We start from the raw sequence: 17572 nt of genomic DNA, 5'->3' as shown, positions 1-17572 counted from the left end.
GGGGCGCGTCAGCGGGCCAGGGCCGCCTTCAGGTAGTCGACCTGGATCAGCAGGAGGTTCTCGGCCACGACCTCCTGCGGCGTCATGTGCGTGACGCCCGACAGGGGCAGCACGGTGTGCGGGCGGCCCGCCGCCACCAGCGCCGACGACAGCCGCAGCGTGTGCGCCGCGACCACGTTGTCGTCCGCCAGCCCATGGATGATCATCAGCGGCCGCTCCAGGTCGCCGGCCATCTCGACCAGCGAGTTCGCGGCGTAGCCCTCGGGCTCCTCGTCGGGGTGGCCGAGGTAGCGCTCGGTGTAGTGGGTGTCGTACAGGCGCCAGTCGGTGACGGGCGCCCCGGCGATGCCCACGTGGAACACGTCCGGGCGGCGCAGCACGGCGAGGCCCGCGAGCCAGCCGCCGAACGACCAGCCCCGGATGCCGACCCGGTCGAGGTCGAGCGCGTCGGGGTGCTGCCTCGCCGCCTCGACCAGCGCGGTGATCTGGTCGTCCAGCACGGGCCCGACGAAGTCGCCGCGCACCTCGCGCTCCCACCCCGGACCGCGCCCGGGGGTGCCGCGCCCGTCGGCGATGACGACGGCGAAGCCCTGGTCGGCCAGCCACTGCGCCTCGCAGTACGCCCGCTGGACCGCGAGGACGCGCTGCGCGTGCGGCCCGCCGTAGGGGTCGAGCAGCACGGGCAGCCGCCCGTCGCCCGGCTCCCAGCCGGTGGGCAGCAGCACGGCGGTGCGGATCTCCCGGTCGCCCGCGCGCAGCAGCTCCACCCTCGGCGTGATCACCGGGGTCTCGGCGAGCGAGGCGACGGCGTGCGTCCCGGACGGCCCGCGCACCTCCACCTCCGTACCGGGGGCGTCGAGCCGCGCCCCCGTGACCACGGTGACCTCGCCCGAGCGGGCACCGCTGAACACGCCCCGCCCCTCACTGATCCGTGACACCTCACCGGCGTCGAGGGAGTAGAGGTGGATCTCCGTCGGGTCCTCGGAGGCGGTGAACAGGATCGAGCCGTCCTCCACCCCGAGCACCGACCGCACCTGGAGGCCGGGCGGCGTGACCGGCTTGCCGCCGACCGTGATCCGGCGCGTGGCGGTGTCGTGGTCCTCGGTGATCCAGACGAGGTCGCCGCCGCCCGTCCGGGCGGGGATGCCCGGCACGATGTCGGTCCACACCGGGTCGTGCTCGTTGTGCAGCAGCGCCGTCTCGCCGTTGGACGGGTCCACCCGCAGCACCCGCTGGGACCGCTGGTCGCGCGGCTGCACGACGATCAGCAGGCCGTGCCGGTCCCACGCGGCCGTCACCAGGTAGGGGAACTCGCCGCGGTCCCAGGCGACCGCGACGCGGCGGCCGTCCACCTTCAGCAGCACGAGCGAGACCAGCGCGTTCGGCGTCCCGGCGGCCGGGTAGGCGATCTCGCCGGGCGGCCGCTCGGGGTTGGCGGGGTCGGCGACGTGCCAGCGCTGCACGGGCGTCTCGTCCACCCGGGCGACCAGCAGCGTGCCGCCGTCCGGCGCCCACCAGTAGCCGCGCATCCGGTTCATCTCCTCGGCCGCCACGAACTCGGCGAGGCCGTAGGACACCTGGTCGGACTCGGGCTGGACGAGCGCCCGGTCCTCGGTGCCGTCCATCTCGATGATCCGCAGCGTCCGGCCCGAGACGTAGGCGACGCGGCGCCCGGCCGGGTCGGGGCGCGGGTCGAACACCGGCGCCTGCGCGGGCAGCTCCCGCACCCGCCCGGACTCAAGATCGGCCACATGGAGGCGTCCGCCGAGGGCGAAGACGGCCTGCCGCATGGCGCGGTCGGTCGCGTAGCCGACGACGCCGCCCGCCTGCTCGCGGGCGCGCTCGCGGCGGGCCCGCTCCTCGGCGGGCAGGTTCTCCTCGCCCGGCACGTCCAGGGCGGCAGGGTCGGCGACGAGCCGCTCCTCACCGGTGGCGGTGTCCAGCGTCCACAGGCAGGTGACCGGGTCGTCGCCGGCCCTGGTGCGCAGGAAGGCCACGCGCGCACCGTCCGGCGCGATCTGGAAGGCGCGCGGGACGCCGAGGGTGAAGCGCCGGGTGCGGGCGCTCTGCCGCGGATAGCTGATGCTCATGGCACCAGAGTCTGCCAGCACGGCGCCGAACCCGAAGTAGGGCGCACGGCGGGCCCGCTGGCCCTATGATCACGGGTCGTCGCCGTGCGGACATCGAACCTTCCGTGGCCGGGTCCGCGCTCGCGTAAGCTCGGAGCTTCCCCAACCACGTTCGTCGTCGCGGGCGCTAGAAGGAGTGGTCCATGCCGGAGCTGCAGCCGGGAGATCCCCGGCGGCTTGGCTCGTACGAGATCGTCGACCGGCTCGGAGAGGGCGGCCAGGGCGTCGTCTACGCGGGCGTCGACGCCTCCGGGAACCGGGCCGCGATCAAGCTGCTGCGCGCCGACCTGGCCGGTGACGCCGCCGCGCGCAACCGGTTCGTCCGCGAGGCGCAGGCCGCCAAGCAGGTCGCGCGGTTCTGCACCGCGCAGGTGCTGGAGGCCGACGTCGCGGGCGACCAGCCCTACATCGCCAGCGAGTACGTCCCGGGCCCATCGCTGTACAAGCAGGTCACCGAGCAGGGGCCGATCACCGGCGCCCCGCTGGACCGGCTCGCGATCGGCACCGTGACCGCGCTGGTGGCGATCCACCAGGCCGGCATCGTGCACCGCGACTTCAAGCCGCACAACGTGATCATGGCGCCGGACGGCCCCCGGGTGATCGACTTCGGTATCGCGCGGGCCCTGGACACCGGGCAGACCGCCGCGACCAAGGCGATCGGCACCCCGTCCTACATGGCGCCCGAGCAGGTCGCGGGCGCGACCCTGACCGAGGCCGTGGACGTGTGGGCGTGGGCGACCACGCTGGTGTTCGCCGCGACCGGCCACCCGCCCTTCGGCGACGACACGGTCGTCGCGGTGATCAACCGGGTGATGCACGAGCCGCCGTCGCTGGAGGGCGTCCCCGCCGACCTGCACCGGCTGATCGCGGCGTGCCTGGTCAAGGAGCCCGAGCGGCGGCCCACCGCGCAGCAGCTCATGATGGCGCTGATCGGCAGCGGCCCCGGCGGCGCCGGGCAGACCCGCCTGGACGACCCGGCGCAGGCGACCACGCTGCTCGCGGAGGGCTCGACGCTCGCCGCCGGAGCGGGCGCCGCCGCCGCGCTGCCGCACGCCGGGGGCCCGCCCGGCGGCCGGACGCAGCGCGTGTCGCCCGCCGACTACACCGGGACGCTCCCGCCCGCCGCGGGTCCCCCCTACGCGGGCGGCACCCGTGGCGCCGGGTACGACGACTTCGAGCCGCGCCGCAAGTCCAAGCTGCCGATCGTCGCGGCCGTGCTCGCGATCCTCATCCTCGCGCTGGTGGTGGGCGTGGCCATGGCCAAGCGCGGGGGCAACGATCCGAGCACGCCCGTCACCCCGTCGGTCTCGGAGTCGGAGTCGGAGTCCCCGAGCCCGACCGACGAGGAGTCGGAGGAGCCGACGCAGACCCGCATACCGACCCGCCGCCCGACGCGGGAGCCGACCCGCGAGCCGACGACCGAGCCGCCCTCCAGCGACACCCCGCCGACCAGCGAGAAGCCGCCGACGAGCGAGAAGCCGCCGACGAGTGAGAAGCCGACCAGCGAGCCGCCGGACGGCGGAGAGGGCGGTGCCGGCGGCGGTGGCGGCGCCGGTGGCGGCGGCAAGCCGAAGACCGACGGGTGACCTGGCCGCCCTCCCCCCGGGGGAGGGCGGTCATCGCCGGGGCGCCGCGTCCTGAGTAGGCTCGGTGACTATGAAGGAGCCGCGGATCCTGTTCGTCCACGCCCATCCGGACGACGAGTCCATCGGGACCGGGGCGACCATGGCCAAGTACGCCGCCGAGGGCGCCCACGTCTGTCTCGTCACCTGCACGCTGGGCGAGGAGGGCGAGGTCATCCCCGACGATCTGCGCCATCTCGCCTCCGACAAGGAGGACGCCCTCGGCGAGTACCGGATCGGGGAGCTGGCGGCGGCCTGCGCGGCCCTCGGCGTCCGGGACCACCGCTTCCTGGGCGGCGCCGGGCGCTGGCGCGACTCGGGCATGATGGGCGCCCCCACCAACGACGACCCGCGCTGCTTCTGGCGCGCGGACCCCGAGGAGGCCGCCCCCGACCTCGCCGCCGTGATCCGCGAGGTCCGGCCGCAGGTGATCGTCACCTATGACGACCGGGGCAACTACGGGCACCCCGACCACATCCAGGCGCACCGCGTCACGCGGCGGGCCTACGAGATGGCCGCCGACCCGTCCCACGAGGACGGCGCCGAGCCGTGGCGGGCCGCGAAGTTCTACGCCTATGCGACGCCGCGCACCGTCCTGGCCCGCGCGATCGCGGTGATGCGCGAGGCCAAGCTGCCGTTCGCGCGCGTCGCCGGGCTCGACGAGCTGGGCTCCGGCGTCCGCGACGACACGGTCACCACGGTCGTGGACGCCCGCGCCCACCTGCCCGCCAAGCTCGCCGCGCTGCGCGCCCACCACACCCAGATCGTCGTCGCGCCCGAGCAGGTCGGCCCGTACTTCGCGCTGTCGAACAACCTCGGCCAGCAGGCGTTCGGCACCGAGTACTTCGTCCTGGAGGACGGCGAGCTCGGCCCGCTCGGCCCCGGCCGCCGCGAGCGCGACCTGTTCGCCGGGCTCCCGGAAGCGCGTGACTGAACGGCTGGATACGCTGGCGGGCGTGGACGAGGACGACGAGGCCCGCGACAGCGCCCCCGGCAGCCCCCCGGGCCGGGCGCTCACGGCACCGGTGGCGGGCGCCACCCCGGCGGAGGCGGAGCCGCGCGCGGGCGGCGGGCCGCTGGAGGCGCTGGTGTCCGGCGCCGCCTACGCGCTGGTGGGCCTGCTCGGCGGGGTCGTCGGGCTGCTCGGCTCCTACGCCCAGGGCTGGACGGCCGGTGACGTCCCGGTCGCCTCGATCCTGCTCATCGCGGTGGTGTTCGCGACGGTGCGGCTGTCGGGCTGGGGCATGGGCGGACGGATCGGCGCGACGGTCCCGGCGGTCGTGTGGGGCATCGTGGTGTTCGTCATGTCGACGCGGCGCCCCGAGGGCGACCTCGTCGTCCCGGCGACCCTGCCGGGGTACGTCTACATCATCGGCGGCATGCTGGCCGCCGTCCTCGGTGTGGCGCGCGTCCCCGCGGCCGGGCCGCCCGGGCAGTGGCTGCTGGGAAGGGCGGCGCGGAGCCGCGGTTAGGCGCGCGGGTAGGGTGGCCGCCTTGTGACCGATGATTCCCCCGGGCCCCCCGCGCCCGACCTCGATCGCGCGCTGTTCCGCGAGGTCGCCGGCAGGTTCGCGACCGGCGTGGCGATCGTCACGACCGTCGCGGACGGCGCCGACCACGCGATGACCGTGAACGCCTTCACCTCGGTGTCGCTGGAGCCGCTGCTCGTCCTCGTCTGCGTCGAGCGGGTCGCCCGCTTCCACGACGTCGTGCTCGCGGCGGGCCGGTGGGCGGTGTCGGTGCTCGCCGCGGACATGCGGGACGCCTCCGAGTGGTTCGCGACCCGCGGCCGGGCCCTGGACGGCGGCCTGCGCGGCTGGCCGCACGCGCGCGGCCCCGCCACCGGCGCCGCGGTCCTGGACGGCGCGCTCGGCGTCCTGGAGTGCCGCACCCACGCCGTCCACGACGGCGGCGACCACAGCATCGTGGTCGGCGAGGTGCTCACCCTCCAGGTCCCCGACCCGGACGGCCGCCCCCTCATCTACTACGGCGGCGCCTACCACGCGCTCTGAGGGCGCGCGGGCCCCCGCCGCGGGTGCGGCAGGGGCCCGCTGATCGGTCCGCGCCGGTCCGCGCCGGTCCGCGTCAGCGCGCGACGGACGCGGTTTCGGCCGCGGCGTCGGACGGCGCGCCCGACCGGTAGCCCTTGACGCCCAGGCACGCGGCGGCGGCCATCACGATCACCACGATCGGCAGTGCCATCGTCGGCCGCATCGCGTGGACGAAGCCGTGCGTGAACACCTGCCCGGCCAGCTCCTGGACGCGGTGCGCCACCGCGGGCGGGACGCCGGGCGGGAGCTTCTGCTCCGCGCCGCTCTGCCCGGCGCCGACCTCCAGGCCGCCCTTGGCCGCCCTGGCGAAGCCGTCCACGAAGCCGCCCCGCACGTCCGGCGGGAGGGCGGTGGAGCGGGTGGCCGCCTCGTCCTTGAGCGAGGAGGCGAGCTGGTTCTGCAGGATGGCGCCGACCGCCGCGCTGCCGAGCACCGACCCGATCTGCCGGGTCGTGTTGTTGACGCCGGACGCGGCGCCCGCGAGCCGGGGCGGAACGTTCCGGGTCGCCTCGGTCGCCATCGGCGCGAACACGCCGCCGACGCCGAGCCCGCACAGCACGAACGGGGCGATGAACGACGGCCAGCCCATGCCGACGTCCACGATCGCGACGAGCCACAGCATGCCCGCCGCGTAGAGCAGCAGGCCCGCCATCAGGATGAACTTGCCGCCGATGCGGTCGGACATCTTGCCTGCGACCGGCGCGAGGAACATCGAGACGACCGAGGACGGCGCCATCACGAGCCCGGCCTTCAGCGCGCTGTAGCCGAGCACCGACTGCATGTAGATCGTCATCGGCAGGAACATGCCGATCATGCCGACGGACACGGCCGCGCCGACGAAGTTCAGGATCGTGAAGTTGCGGTCGCGGAACAGCGAGAACGGGACGAGCGGCTCCCCGTCCTGCTGGGAGCGCTGGTAGATCCCGAAGATCACGAACAGCGCGAGGCCGGCCGCGATCAGCCCCCAGATGCCCTCGTTCCACTCGTACTTCTGGCCCTCGGTGAGCGCGAACGTCAGGCAGAACAGCGCGGCCGAGGCCAGCAGCACCCCGGCGACGTCGAAGCGGTGCCGGACCGACGGCGTGTGCGCGGGCAGGATCGGCACCGCCATCGCCAGCACCAGGATGCCGATCGGCAGGTTCACGAAGAAGATCCACCGCCAGTCGAGGCTGGTGACCAGCAGGCCGCCGACCGTCGGGCCCGCGATCGTGGACACGCCCGCGACCGCGCCCCAGACGCCGAGCGCGGCCCCGCGCCGCTCGGCGGGGAACACGTTGATGATGATCGACATGGTCTGCGGCATCAGCAGCGCCGCGCCGAGCCCCTGGACGGCGCGGGCGACGATGAGCTGGGTCGGGTCCTGGGAGATCCCGCAGGCCAGGCTGGACACCGTGAACACCGCCACACCGGCGATGAACAGGTTCTTCTTGCCCAGCAGGTCGCCGAGCCGGCCGGCGGTGATCAGCAGCACCGCCAGCACCAGGACGTAGGCGTTGACGACCCACAGGACCTGGTCCAGCGAGGCGTCGAGTTTGTCGATCATGCTGGGGATCGCGATGTTCACGATCGTGAGGTCCAGCAGCGTCATGAAGAACCCGAGGGAGAGCGTGAGCAGGATCGCCCACGGGTTGCCGCGCCATCTACTCATGAGGTCCCCTTTTCGGTGTAGCGCGCGTTGTCGTCGTCGTGGCTGCCCCCGTGGTCGCCGGGCGGGGCGCAGCAGGTGGGGTCGGCGCCCTCCTCCCAGGTGAGCCGCCCGGCCTCCAGGTCGTCGGCGAGCCCCCTGACGAAGTCCAGCTCGGCCCGCACGCGCGCGATCGTCCACTCGTGGTCGATCAGCTTGTAGCGCTCCAGCCCGCGTTTGAGCAGCGAGTCGTTGACGGTCTGGTGGCCGGCCAGCTCGGCCTCAAGGGCGAGGGCCCGGAACCGCAGCTGCTGCTCGACCTCGCGCTCGGACAGCAGGTTGAGGAAGGCGAGACCCGCGCCGAGCAGCGGGAACTCCTGGGCGGGCTTGGCGAGCAGCTCGGCCAGCCGGTCGCAGGCGGCGTCGCGCCCCGCGACCGTGACCGCGTAGACGGTGCGCTCGGGACGGCGCCCCTCGCGGCTGGTCTCCAGCGGCTCGATGAGTCCGGCGCCGGTGAGCCGCTCCACCGTGTGGTACAGCGAGCCGTGCGTGATCTTCACGGCGCTGTCGTAGGCGTGGTCGCGGATGCGCTGCTGCATCTCGTACGGGTGCATGGGCCCGTCGCAGAGCATGCGCAGGACGGCCAGCGCGAGCGGCGTGAGGGGTCGGGACATGGCGGTGCCTTGTGGTCGAGGTCGATTAGTCCAATCAGACTAATCCATCTAGACCGCAGTCACTACATATTATTCATGTCCGACATGTCGTGCCAGGTCAGCGCACGGAGTCCACCGCGTTCGCCGCGCCGTTGCGGGTGACGTAGTCGCCGATCCGGTCCTCCCGCACGGCGCGGAACAGCTCCCGCGCCCGCCCGTCGTCCAGCAGCACGACGCTCTGCCCGGCGCGGGTGCCCGTCCCGGCGACCGGCGCGGTGAGGTACTCCATCAGCGAGATGCGGGTCAGCCGCCGGGCGAGGCCGCGCAGCGTCCCGGACGACACCGAGTCGTCCACGCTCACCGACCGGGTCGTCGCGCGGACGAACCGGTCGATCCTGATCGGGTTGCGGGTGTCCATCGCCTTGTCGGCCAGCGCGTGCAGGAACGCCTGCTGGCGCTTGATCCGGTCGAGGTCGCCGCCGGGCAGGTTCCAGCGCTGGCGGACGAAGTCCAGCGCCTGCACGCCGTTCAGGTGCTGGCGCCCGGCGGGCCAGGTGCGGTCGTGCATGGGGTCGTGGGTCTTCTGGGCGACGTTCACGTCCACGCCGCCGAGCGCGTCCGTCATCTTCACGAAGCCGCCGAAGTCGAGCGCGGCGTAGTGGTCGACGCGCACGCCGGTGAGCTGCTCGACGGTGCGGATCAGCAGCGGCGGGCCGCCGTAGGCGAAGGCTGCGTTGATCTTGGTGGTGCCGTGCCCGGGGACGGCCACGTAGGCGTCCCGGGGGAGCGCGACCACCGACAGCCGGTCGCCGCGTCCGGCCAGGTGGACGAGCATGATCGTGTCGGCGCGGGCGCCCATCGAGGGCTGGTCGGCGCGCCGGTCCGACCCGATCAGCAGCCAGTTCTCGCCGCGTCCGGAGGCGGGCCGCCCCTTCCCCTCGGGCAGCGCGCCCGCGATGCGCCGCACCTGCCCGTCGTAGGCGCGCTGCAGCAGGTAGGCGCCGCCGCCCAGCAGCAGCAGGGCGCCCACCGCCAGCGCGCCGCAGCCGATCAGGACCCGGCGCCTTCTCCCGCTCTCCAGCATGCGCCCCACCCTGCCCGCGCCCGCCCGTCCCGGCGGTGCGACGGGCAGGCGGCGGGCAAGACTTTGACGAACCTGGGGCTTCCCTGAGCCCGCTGTGGGGCGCGGCTTTCGCGGGTCGGGCCGGTCCGCCGCGTCAGGCGGTGTCAGTCCTTGAGGGCGATCTCCAGCCGGTCGAGCGCCCAGTCGAGGTCCTCGCGGCCGATCACTAGCGGCGGCGCGAGCCGGATCGTGGTCTCGTGTGTCTCCTTGGCCAGCACGCCGAGCCCCATCAGCCGCTCGCTGACGGGACGCGCTGGGCCGGCCAGCTCCACCCCCGCCCACAGCCCGCGCCCGCGCACCTCGCGGACGACGTCGCCGGGCAGCGCGCCGAGCCGCTCGTGCATGTGCGCGCCCAGCGTCCTGGAGCGTTCCTGGTACTCGCCGGTCCGCAGCATCGCGATGACCTCGCGCCCGATCGCGCAGGCGAGCGGGTTCCCGCCGAACGTCGAGCCGTGCTGGCCCGGCTTGAACACCCCGAGGACGTCGCGGTCCGCGACCACCGCCGACACCGGCATGATGCCGCCGCCGAGGGCCTTGCCGAGGATGTAGACGTCGGGGACGATGTCCTCGTGCTCGACCGCGAACGTCGTGCCGGTGCGTCCGAGGCCCGACTGGATCTCGTCGGCGATCATCAGCGCGCCGTTCTCCGCGCACAGCTCCCGCACCGCGCGCAGGAACCCGCTCGGCGGGACGTTCACGCCCGCCTCGCCCTGGATCGGCTCGATCAGCACACCGACGGTGAGGTCGTCCATCGCCGCCTTGAGCGCGTCGACGTCGCCGTAGGGGACCGTCCGGAACCCGGGCGTGTACGGGCCGTAGGAGTCCTTGGCGTCCGGGTCGGTGGAGAAGCTGATGATCGTGGTCGTGCGGCCGTGGAAGTTGCCCTCGAAGGTGATGATGTTGGCCTGGTCGGCGGGGACGCCGCGCACCTCGTAGCCCCACTTGCGGGCGGTCTTCAGCGCGGTCTCGACGGCCTCGGCGCCGCTGTTCATCGGCAGCACCATGTCCTTGCCGCACAGGTCGGCCAGCTCGGTCACGAACGGGCCGAACTGGTCGTGCTCGAACGCGCGGCTCACCAGCGTGACCCGGTCGAGCTGGCGGCGGGCGGCCTCGGTGAGGCGGGGGTTGCCGTGCCCGAAGTTGACCGCCGAGTAGGCGGCCAGCATGTCCAGGTAGCGGTTCCCCTCGACGTCGGTCAGCCACGCCCCGTCGGCACTGGCGACCACGATCGGCAGGGGGTGGTAGTTGTGCGCGCTGTGCTCCTCGGACATCGCCCGCAGCTCGTCGGTGGTCGTCACGACGCTCCTTCGCGCTCGGCCCCGGCCGGCCCGGCCGGGGGCATGCCTGGGACACCGGGCGGCGGCCCGGTGCCTGGAGGGGGTGGCCGGCGGGGAGGGGGTGGCCGCCGGTCCGCTTCCCAGCGTATGTTCGGCATCAATCGCCGACCAATGATGAAAACCGACTTCGGGGGTGTTATTTGTTGCGTCTTGACGACCTGGACCGTCGGATCGTTGCGCGGCTCCTGGAGGAGGGTCGCGCCTCCTACGCGCAGATCGGCGCGGCCGTGGGGCTGTCGGCCCCGGCGGTCAAACGCCGCGTGGACCGGCTCCGCTCCGACGGCGTGATCAACGGCTTCGCCGCCGTCGTGGAGCCGGCCGCGCTCGGCTGGACGACGGAGGCGTTCATCGAGATCTTCTGCACCGGCGCGACGTCGCCGGAGCAGATCTACTCCAGCGTGCGCGGCCATCCCGAGGTCGTCGCGGCGTACACGGTCAGCGGCGACGCGAGCGCGCTCGTGCACGTCCGGGCCCGCGACATCCAGCACCTGGAGCAGGCGCTGGAGCGGCTGCGCCGGGAGGACAACATCACGGCGACCAAGACCGCGATCGTGCTGTCCCGGCTGATCGGACGCCCGATCGACGCGCCGCCCGCGTGAGGCTCAGCGCCCGCGCCGCAGGTCGGGGCGGGTGGCGGGCGGCCCGGCGAACACCCCGGGCGGGGGCGGCGCGGCCGGGGGCAGCATGACGGGCCGGGTGGAGCGCCCCCATCTCGGCGCCGGGACCGGACCGGCCGCGGCGGCGTCGTCGCGTCCCGGCGGCTCGGCGAGGTAGGCGGGCAGGAGCGCGGCGACGCCGGAGGGCAGCCAGCCCGGCCGGGGCGCGTCCCCGCCGAGTTCGGCGAGCGGTTCGGGGTGGTCGCCGGCGAGGATCCGCGCGAGGGGGCCGCGCAGCTCGTCCGGGCAGGCGTCGAGGCCCGCCCCGTCGTCGTGGACGGCGCGTCCGGTGGCGGCGTGGAGCGCGACGCGTCCGAGGTGCGGCACGTCGTCGGCCGGCGGGCCCGCGGGGTCGGGCGCTCCGAAGGCGTCCAGGCGCGGCCCGGCCTCGGTCAGGCGCACGGCCGAGGCGGTCAGGTCGCCGTGCGCGGCCCCGGCGTCGTGGAGGGCCTGGAGCGCCTCCGCGAGGGCACGCGCCAGCGTCCGCACGGCGGGGACGGGCAGCGCGCCCGCCTCGGCGACCGCCCACGCGAGCGAGGGTCCGGGCGCGTGCTCGGTCGCGACCCAGGCGCCGGTCTCGTCGGCGTGGCCGTCGAACACGGCGGCCAGATACGGGCTCCGGGCCCGCTGGACGGCGGTGATCCGCGCCTTGAGGCGGCTCCGGAACCCGGCGTCGTCGGCGAGCCGCGCCGGGAGGCGCCGGACCGCCAGCCGCACCCCGCTCTGCGTCGTCGCCAGATAGACCGTTCCCGCGCCGTCGCGGAGCCTGGCGAGCACGCGGTAGCCGCCGACCAGCGCGGGATCGCCCGGACGGAGCGGCTCGCACGCGGGCGGCGGAGCGGGGGACTGCATCGGGGCCCTCCTGGGAGACTGGCCGGGTGCCGGCGGCCTGATCGCCCGATGTTAACCTCCGGGACGCGCGGAGGGGGCCGCCCGCCGCCGATCACCGAACGGCAGGTCTCGCACTGATGGACGTCAAAACCGCCGACCTCATCGACGACTTCGGCGACGAGCTGCGCAGTTGCGAGACGCAGTTCCGGCAGTACGGGGCGCGGCCCGCCTTCGCCGGGCCGGTCTCGACCGTCCGCTGCCGCCACGACAACGGGCTGGTGAAGCGGCGGCTGAGCACGCCGGGGAACGGCGGCGTCCTCGTCGTGGACGGCGCGGGCTCGCTGGCGGCCGCGCTGCTGGGCGACATGATCGGGGCGGCGGCCGTGGCGCACGGCTGGGCGGGGGTGCTCATCAACGGCGCCGTCCGCGACGTGGCGGAGCTGCGCACGCTCGACCTCGGGGTGAAGGCGCTCGGCTCGAACCCGCGCAAGAGCGTCAAGGACGGGGCCGGCGAGGAGGACGTCCCGGTGTCCTTCGGGGGCGTGGAGTTCCGTCCCGGCGACTGGCTCTACAGCGACGAGGACGGCGTCGTCGTCGCGAACCGACAGTTGCGCTGACGTCGCTGTCCGCTGCCCGAAAACGGATGGAGCCTCCCCGTCTGGGCGGTTCATGCCAGTACTCTCCCCGCAAGCTCGTACAAGTCGGCCATTGAACAGGGGATGGCCCTGTCTTTACCTTCAGGCAACGACTGAGACAGGGGAGACATGCGCGCCAAGAAGACTCTGTTGGTTCCGGCGGCGGCGTTGACGCTGCTGGCGGGACTCGCGGCCGCACCGGCCGCCGCGCAGGCGAGACCTCCGATCCCGGAGCCCACCGCGAACCCGTGGCAGATGCGGCACTGGCCGCAGACGCAGCCGTGGCAGCGCGGCCAGGAGACGCGGGCGTTCGCGAAGAAGGGGGACCCGCGCCCCATCGACCCGCAGAACTACGAACTGCCGGACACGATGACGTGGGACGACTACAAGCCGGTCCCGGACACCTCGTGGTCCGACTCCTCCCGCAAGGGCTCGATCAAGAACTTCAAGGGCGCGGTCGTGCTGGTCGACTACGCCAACCAGCCGTTCGTGGTGACGCAGCCGAAGAACTCCACCATCTTCGGCAACCCGACCGTCGTCGGCGACGTGCCGCGCGCCAAGGTCGCGAAGTTCTACGAGGAGTTCCTCAACAAGCCGCAGAAGCTGAACAACGGCCACACCCTCCACGAGTACTGGATGGAGGACTCCGGCGGTCGGTACGGGGTCGACCTCACCGGTTTCGGCGCCTACAAGATGCCGGCCAAGGACCACGAGTACGGCGTGGACGACATGCAGGGCGGCACGGGCTGCCCGGCCGGTGACACCTGCCGCCGCGACATCCGCAAGGACGCGCGCGCCGCGTGGATCGCCGACGTCGGCGAGGAGGAGGCCAAGAAGTTCGACTTCGTCTTCTTCCTCAGCGCCGGGCAGGACGAGTCGTCCACCTGGCAGGAGTTCGGCCAGATGAAGTTCAACACCAAGGAGGACGTGCCGCCGGAGTGGGGCTCGGGCGACCCGGCGCTGCCGAACTGGGTGCAGACCCGGTACGTCCCGTGGACGTCCTGGCAGGCGGGCTCCACGATCTGGCCGAACGCCGTCACCGGCAGCTCCACGCAGGCGGAGAGCTCCGGCATGGGCGTGTTCGCCCACGAGTTCAGCCACATCCTCGGCATCGGCGACAACTACAACAACCCGTACGGCATGCCGCCGCGGCGCGCCTACACCGGCCCGTGGGAGATGCTGAGCCGCGGCAGCTTCAACGGCCCGGGCGGCCCGCACAGCCGCTGGACGATCCCGGCCACGAGCGGCGGGTCGATGGGCGCGCAGCACACGCTCCGCAACAAGCTGAAGCTCGGCATCGTCGACCCGGAGAAGGTGCTCCAGCTCAACCGCGACACGCTCGCCCAGGACGGGACGGTCGTCGCGAAGGTCACGGCGCGCGCCGTCGAGCCGGGCAAGGGCGGGCTGGCCGGCATCAACCTGAAGTTCGGCACCGGCGGCGACAAGAGCCCCGGCTGCAACCCCTCGACCGACCCGCTGTGCGACGGCGACGCCAAGCACAAGTACGACAACTACACGGTCGAGGTCGTCGACCGGATGGGCTTCGACTCCTTCACCCCGGACTCCGGCGTGCTGCTGTCCAAGACCAAGAACCGCGACGACGCCCCGTTCATCTGGGTCAAGGACGCCAACCCGCAGGACATCGACAAGGTCGACTTCGTCCGCCCGGACGGCACGCCCCAGAAGATGACGATCGGCGACTACCGCCAGCTCTCGGACGCCCTCTACCACGCGGGCACGAACTCCGGCAGCCAGTACGAGTACGTCGACCAGGAGAACCGGCTGCACTTCTACGTCCTGGACCTGAAGCGCGACGACAAGGGCGTCCTGTCGTACACGGTCGCGATCCGCTCGCTGGACGGCGCGGGCTCGCAGCGCCGCGGCGTGAAGGTCGACTCCGGTGACTCGACCCCGGCCGGCTCCGGCTGGGAGAAGTGCACGATGCAGCTCAACAACAAGGGCAAGGGCGGAACCGGCTACTACGGTTCCGACGTGTTCCGGCTCAAGGCCGCCGTGAGCGGCAACGGCTGGACGACGTGGCTGCCGAACGCGCTCGCCAGCGCGCCGGCGCAGGGCGCCACCTCGGTCGAGGTCTGGGCCAAGCCCGGCCCGAACGCCGACCGCAAGGCGAAGATCACGCTCACGGGCACCTCCGAGAGCGACCCGACCAAGACCGACTCGGGGACCTGTCGCCTGCCCTGACCCCTCCATCCCTGACGGGGCGGCCTCCTATCGCGGGGGCCGCCCCGTCGGCATGCCGGGGACGTGCGGGCGACGGGACGGGTTGGCGCGGCTGACGTAATGGTCAGCGAAACTAAAGTTGCACTCCCCGGGTGATGTCGCCGCCGTCACCCGGCTCCCATCTGGGATACGTTGCGGCTTGTGATGATCATGCAGCGTAGAGTGGTGGGCCGCCGCCGTGGCGCGGCGCTCAGGCGTCCGGCCGCCGTGGTCCTCGTGGCGGGCGTCCCCCTCGCCGCCCTGGTCGCGAGCGCCGCCGCCGCGGTCCCGGCGCGCGCGGACGGCGCCGCCGCCCCCCGCCGGAGCGACATGGAACTCGGGCGCGGCCCCGGGCTGGGGTTCCCGCTGCGCGTACTCGATGGCGCGCTCCGCCGGAGCAGTGTGAACGCGCTGATCAACTCCTCCGGCCAGCGGAGGCTCGGGAGCGGCTGCGGCGGGGCGGCGGGCGTCCCGTCCGGCTCCCGCGTGTACTGCTGGGACCACCAGGACGCCACGACCGGCGTGTGGGTGCCGCAGGGCGTCACGAGCGTCTCCGACGCGGTGCGCGGCGAGCGGTGGCGCGGCGGCGGCCGGCCGCTGCTGGTGTCCTGGCACGACCAGGGCAGCACCCGGGTCACCTTCGTCAACCCCGACCGGCGCACCTACCGGCACGTCCTGCTCGTGGAGCCCGCCCTGGCGGACGGCCGCGTCACCTACCGCGACATCGACGTCCACGCCGGCGGCATCGCCTGGTACGGCGACGAGCTGTACGTCGCCGACACCCGGCACGGGCTCCGCGTGTTCGACATGAGGCAGATCTTCGACCTGGCCAGGAGCGCGGCGGGCTCGACCGAGCACGACGACATGGTCGGGCTGCACGGCGGCAGGTACCACGGCCACGGCTTCCGCTACGTCATGGCGCAGGTGGGGAGCTGGCGCTACACCGGGGGCAGCGCCGGGCCGAGGTGCCGGGGCACGGGCCCGATGCGGACGTCCTGGCTCTCCCTCGACCGGACGGCCGCGCGCCCGGTGCTGATCGCGGGGGAGTACTGCCGCCCGTCCGCCCCGCGGGGCCGGGTGGTCACCTGGCCGCTGCGCGGGCTGACCGGCGACGGCGACCGCGTCCGCCCCGACTGGGCCGGTACCCTGCCCGCCGACCGGATCCAGGGCGCGCTCAGGACGCACGGCCACTGGTGGTTCACCCAGAACCGGGGGGAGCAGCGCGGGCTGCTCCTCAGCACGCGCCGCGACGGGTCCGGCTGGGGCCGCGTGACGCACCGCACCATCTCCCACGGCCCGGAGGCCCTCACCTGCTACCGGGGCCAGCACCGCATCTGGACGGTCGCCGAGCATCCGGGCAGACGCGCGCTGTGGGGCCTGACGGCGCGGCCCTGCCACTGACGGCCTCGGCGAGAAGGCGGCATGGGAAAGGCCGGTACGCGGTTTCCGCGTACCGGCCTTCCGCGCTTGCTCAGACGTTCATCGCGGGGAGTTCGGCCCCCTTCTCCCGCTCACCGGCGGGACGGCGTTCGAGCGCCCGCCCCAGGGCGACCGCGCCGAGCGCGGCGACGGCGAGGGCGACGCCGATCCAGGCCGTCGCCTCGTACCCGGCGCCCGCGTCCAGGGCCAGGCCGCCGAGCCAGGGCCCCGCGGTGATGCCGACGTTGAACGACGACACGTTCACCGCCGCCGCGAGCGTCGGGGCGCCGGCGGCCAGCGTGAACACCCGCGTGTTCAGCGTCGGGTTCGTCGCGAACCCGAACGCGCCCAGCAGGAACACCAGCCCGATCACCGGCACCGGCGACCCCATCGTCAGCGCGAGCAGGGCGGACACGGCGGCGAGGCTGCCGATCCCCACGTACAGGGTCGGGACGGCGCGGGTGTCGGCCGTCCGTCCGCCGAGGGTGATGCCGATCAGCGCGCCCACCCCGTACACGGCGAGCACGGCGGGCACCCACCGCTCGGCGAGGCCGGTCGTGTGCGTCAGCAGCGCGCCGAGATAGCTGAAGGTGACCAGCAGCGCCCCGGTGGACAGCGCCGTCGTCGCGTACGCGAGCCACACCCTCGGCGTCGCCAGCGCCCGCACCTCGTCCCGGAGGCGCGGCGCCCGCCCCTCCGGCCGCCCCGCCGGGACCGTCACGGCGACCGCCGCCATCGACGCCGCCGACATGACCGCGACCGTCCAGAACGCCGCGCGCCAGCCGAGGTGCTGGCCGATCACCGTCCCCGCCGGAAGCCCGACGATGGTCGCCAGCGTGAGCCCGCCCGCGACGATCCCCATCGCCTTCCCGCGTGCGCCCTCCGGCACCAGCCCGACCGCCACCACCGCGGCGACCGCCCAGAACCCCGCGTACACGAACGCCCCCGCGACCCGCGTCGCGAACAGCACCCAGTACCCGGGCGTCAGCGCGCCCGCGACATGGCTCGCCGCGAACAGCGCGAGGAACAGCAGCAGCGACCGCCGGTGCGGCCAGCGCAGCGTCAGCACCGCCAGCACCGGCGCCCCGGCGAGCATCCCGAGCGCGAACGCCGAGATCAGCAGTCCCGCGCGCGGAACGGACACGCCGAGGTCCCCGGCCATCTCCGGCAGCAGCCCCGCGAGCATCAGCTCCGAGGTCCCCTGCGCGAAGATCGCGAGCCCCAGCACGTAGACGGCCCGTGGCATCCGGTCCCACCTCCTGTTTTAGATCG

15 protein-coding genes are annotated in these 17572 nt (G+C 73.8%); 8 read left to right on the top strand and 7 right to left on the bottom strand.

Annotation, left to right across the window (positions count from 1 at the left end; genetic code table 11):
- Positions 1-8: 8 nt before the first annotated feature.
- The gene (locus GNZ18_RS25100; RefSeq protein WP_156218998.1) at positions 9-2090 is read right to left on the bottom strand and encodes a S9 family peptidase; all 2082 of its coding nucleotides are present in this window, start codon (positions 2088-2090) and stop codon (positions 9-11) included.
- Positions 2091-2272: 182 nt separating this feature from the next.
- Between GNZ18_RS25100 and GNZ18_RS25095 the strand changes: the two genes are divergently transcribed.
- The 4 genes from GNZ18_RS25095 (at position 2273) to GNZ18_RS25080 (ending at position 5763) form a co-directional block, all read left to right on the top strand.
- Complete coding sequence (locus tag GNZ18_RS25095; protein ID WP_156218997.1) at positions 2273-3715, top strand: serine/threonine-protein kinase; 1443 nt, start codon at positions 2273-2275, stop codon at positions 3713-3715.
- A 70-nt stretch (positions 3716-3785) separates the two neighbouring features.
- Positions 3786-4685: an N-acetyl-1-D-myo-inositol-2-amino-2-deoxy-alpha-D-glucopyranoside deacetylase gene (gene mshB, locus GNZ18_RS25090; protein ID WP_156218996.1), complete on the top strand. Its 900-nt coding sequence runs from the start codon at positions 3786-3788 to the stop codon at positions 4683-4685.
- Between the two features lie 22 nt (positions 4686-4707).
- Complete coding sequence (locus GNZ18_RS42475; RefSeq protein ID WP_156218995.1) at positions 4708-5223, top strand: DUF6113 family protein; 516 nt, start codon at positions 4708-4710, stop codon at positions 5221-5223.
- A 24-nt stretch (positions 5224-5247) separates the two neighbouring features.
- A complete protein-coding gene (locus GNZ18_RS25080) occupies positions 5248-5763 on the top strand; it encodes a flavin reductase family protein (protein ID WP_312874722.1) in 516 nt (171 codons plus the stop codon).
- A 73-nt stretch (positions 5764-5836) separates the two neighbouring features.
- On the opposite strand, the gene GNZ18_RS25075 is transcribed toward GNZ18_RS25080, so the two are convergent.
- From GNZ18_RS25075 to rocD, 4 genes are all read right to left on the bottom strand, one after another.
- The gene (locus tag GNZ18_RS25075; RefSeq protein WP_156218994.1) at positions 5837-7450 is read right to left on the bottom strand and encodes a DHA2 family efflux MFS transporter permease subunit; all 1614 of its coding nucleotides are present in this window, start codon (positions 7448-7450) and stop codon (positions 5837-5839) included.
- On the bottom strand, positions 7447-8100 hold the full coding sequence (locus GNZ18_RS25070) for a PadR family transcriptional regulator (protein ID WP_156218993.1): 654 nt from the start codon (positions 8098-8100) through the stop codon (positions 7447-7449). The genes GNZ18_RS25075 and GNZ18_RS25070 overlap by 4 nt, the downstream gene beginning before the upstream one ends.
- Positions 8101-8197: 97 nt before the next feature.
- On the bottom strand, positions 8198-9163 hold the full coding sequence (locus GNZ18_RS25065) for an LCP family protein (protein ID WP_156218992.1): 966 nt from the start codon (positions 9161-9163) through the stop codon (positions 8198-8200).
- 143 nt (positions 9164-9306) lie between these two features.
- Positions 9307-10473 (bottom strand): ornithine--oxo-acid transaminase, encoded by a 1167-nt coding sequence (gene rocD / locus GNZ18_RS25060; RefSeq protein ID WP_156219153.1) that lies wholly within the window; start codon positions 10471-10473, stop codon positions 9307-9309.
- 209 nt (positions 10474-10682) lie between these two features.
- Between rocD and GNZ18_RS25055 the strand changes: the two genes are divergently transcribed.
- Complete coding sequence (locus tag GNZ18_RS25055; RefSeq protein WP_156218991.1) at positions 10683-11138, top strand: Lrp/AsnC family transcriptional regulator; 456 nt, start codon at positions 10683-10685, stop codon at positions 11136-11138.
- A gap of 3 nt (positions 11139-11141) precedes the next feature.
- Here GNZ18_RS25055 and GNZ18_RS25050 read toward each other — a convergent pair whose 3' ends face one another.
- Positions 11142-12047, bottom strand: a complete 906-nt coding sequence (locus tag GNZ18_RS25050; protein ID WP_156218990.1) for a protein kinase family protein — start codon at positions 12045-12047, stop codon at positions 11142-11144.
- Between the two features lie 116 nt (positions 12048-12163).
- Between GNZ18_RS25050 and rraA the strand changes: the two genes are divergently transcribed.
- The 3 genes from rraA to GNZ18_RS25035 all read left to right on the top strand — a co-directional run bounded on the left by rraA (position 12164) and on the right by GNZ18_RS25035 (position 16282).
- A complete protein-coding gene (gene rraA, locus GNZ18_RS25045) occupies positions 12164-12643 on the top strand; it encodes a ribonuclease E activity regulator RraA (RefSeq protein WP_156218989.1) in 480 nt (159 codons plus the stop codon).
- A gap of 147 nt (positions 12644-12790) precedes the next feature.
- A complete protein-coding gene (locus GNZ18_RS25040; protein ID WP_156218988.1) occupies positions 12791-14863 on the top strand; it encodes a M6 family metalloprotease domain-containing protein in 2073 nt (690 codons plus the stop codon).
- A gap of 204 nt (positions 14864-15067) precedes the next feature.
- Positions 15068-16282, top strand: a complete 1215-nt coding sequence (locus GNZ18_RS25035; protein ID WP_156218987.1) for a hypothetical protein — start codon at positions 15068-15070, stop codon at positions 16280-16282.
- A gap of 70 nt (positions 16283-16352) precedes the next feature.
- Here the strand turns inward: GNZ18_RS25035 and GNZ18_RS25030 are convergent, their stop codons facing one another.
- Positions 16353-17546, bottom strand: a complete 1194-nt coding sequence (locus GNZ18_RS25030) for a Cmx/CmrA family chloramphenicol efflux MFS transporter (protein WP_156218986.1) — start codon at positions 17544-17546, stop codon at positions 16353-16355.
- Positions 17547-17572: the final 26 nt, after the last annotated feature.

The sequence above is a fragment of the Actinomadura litoris genome, from assembly GCF_009733595.1.
Taxonomy (GTDB): domain Bacteria; phylum Actinomycetota; class Actinomycetes; order Streptosporangiales; family Streptosporangiaceae; genus Spirillospora; species Spirillospora litoris.
The sequence above is the reverse complement of the archived record's forward strand: the minus strand, read 5'-3'. Positions and strand labels throughout refer to the sequence as shown.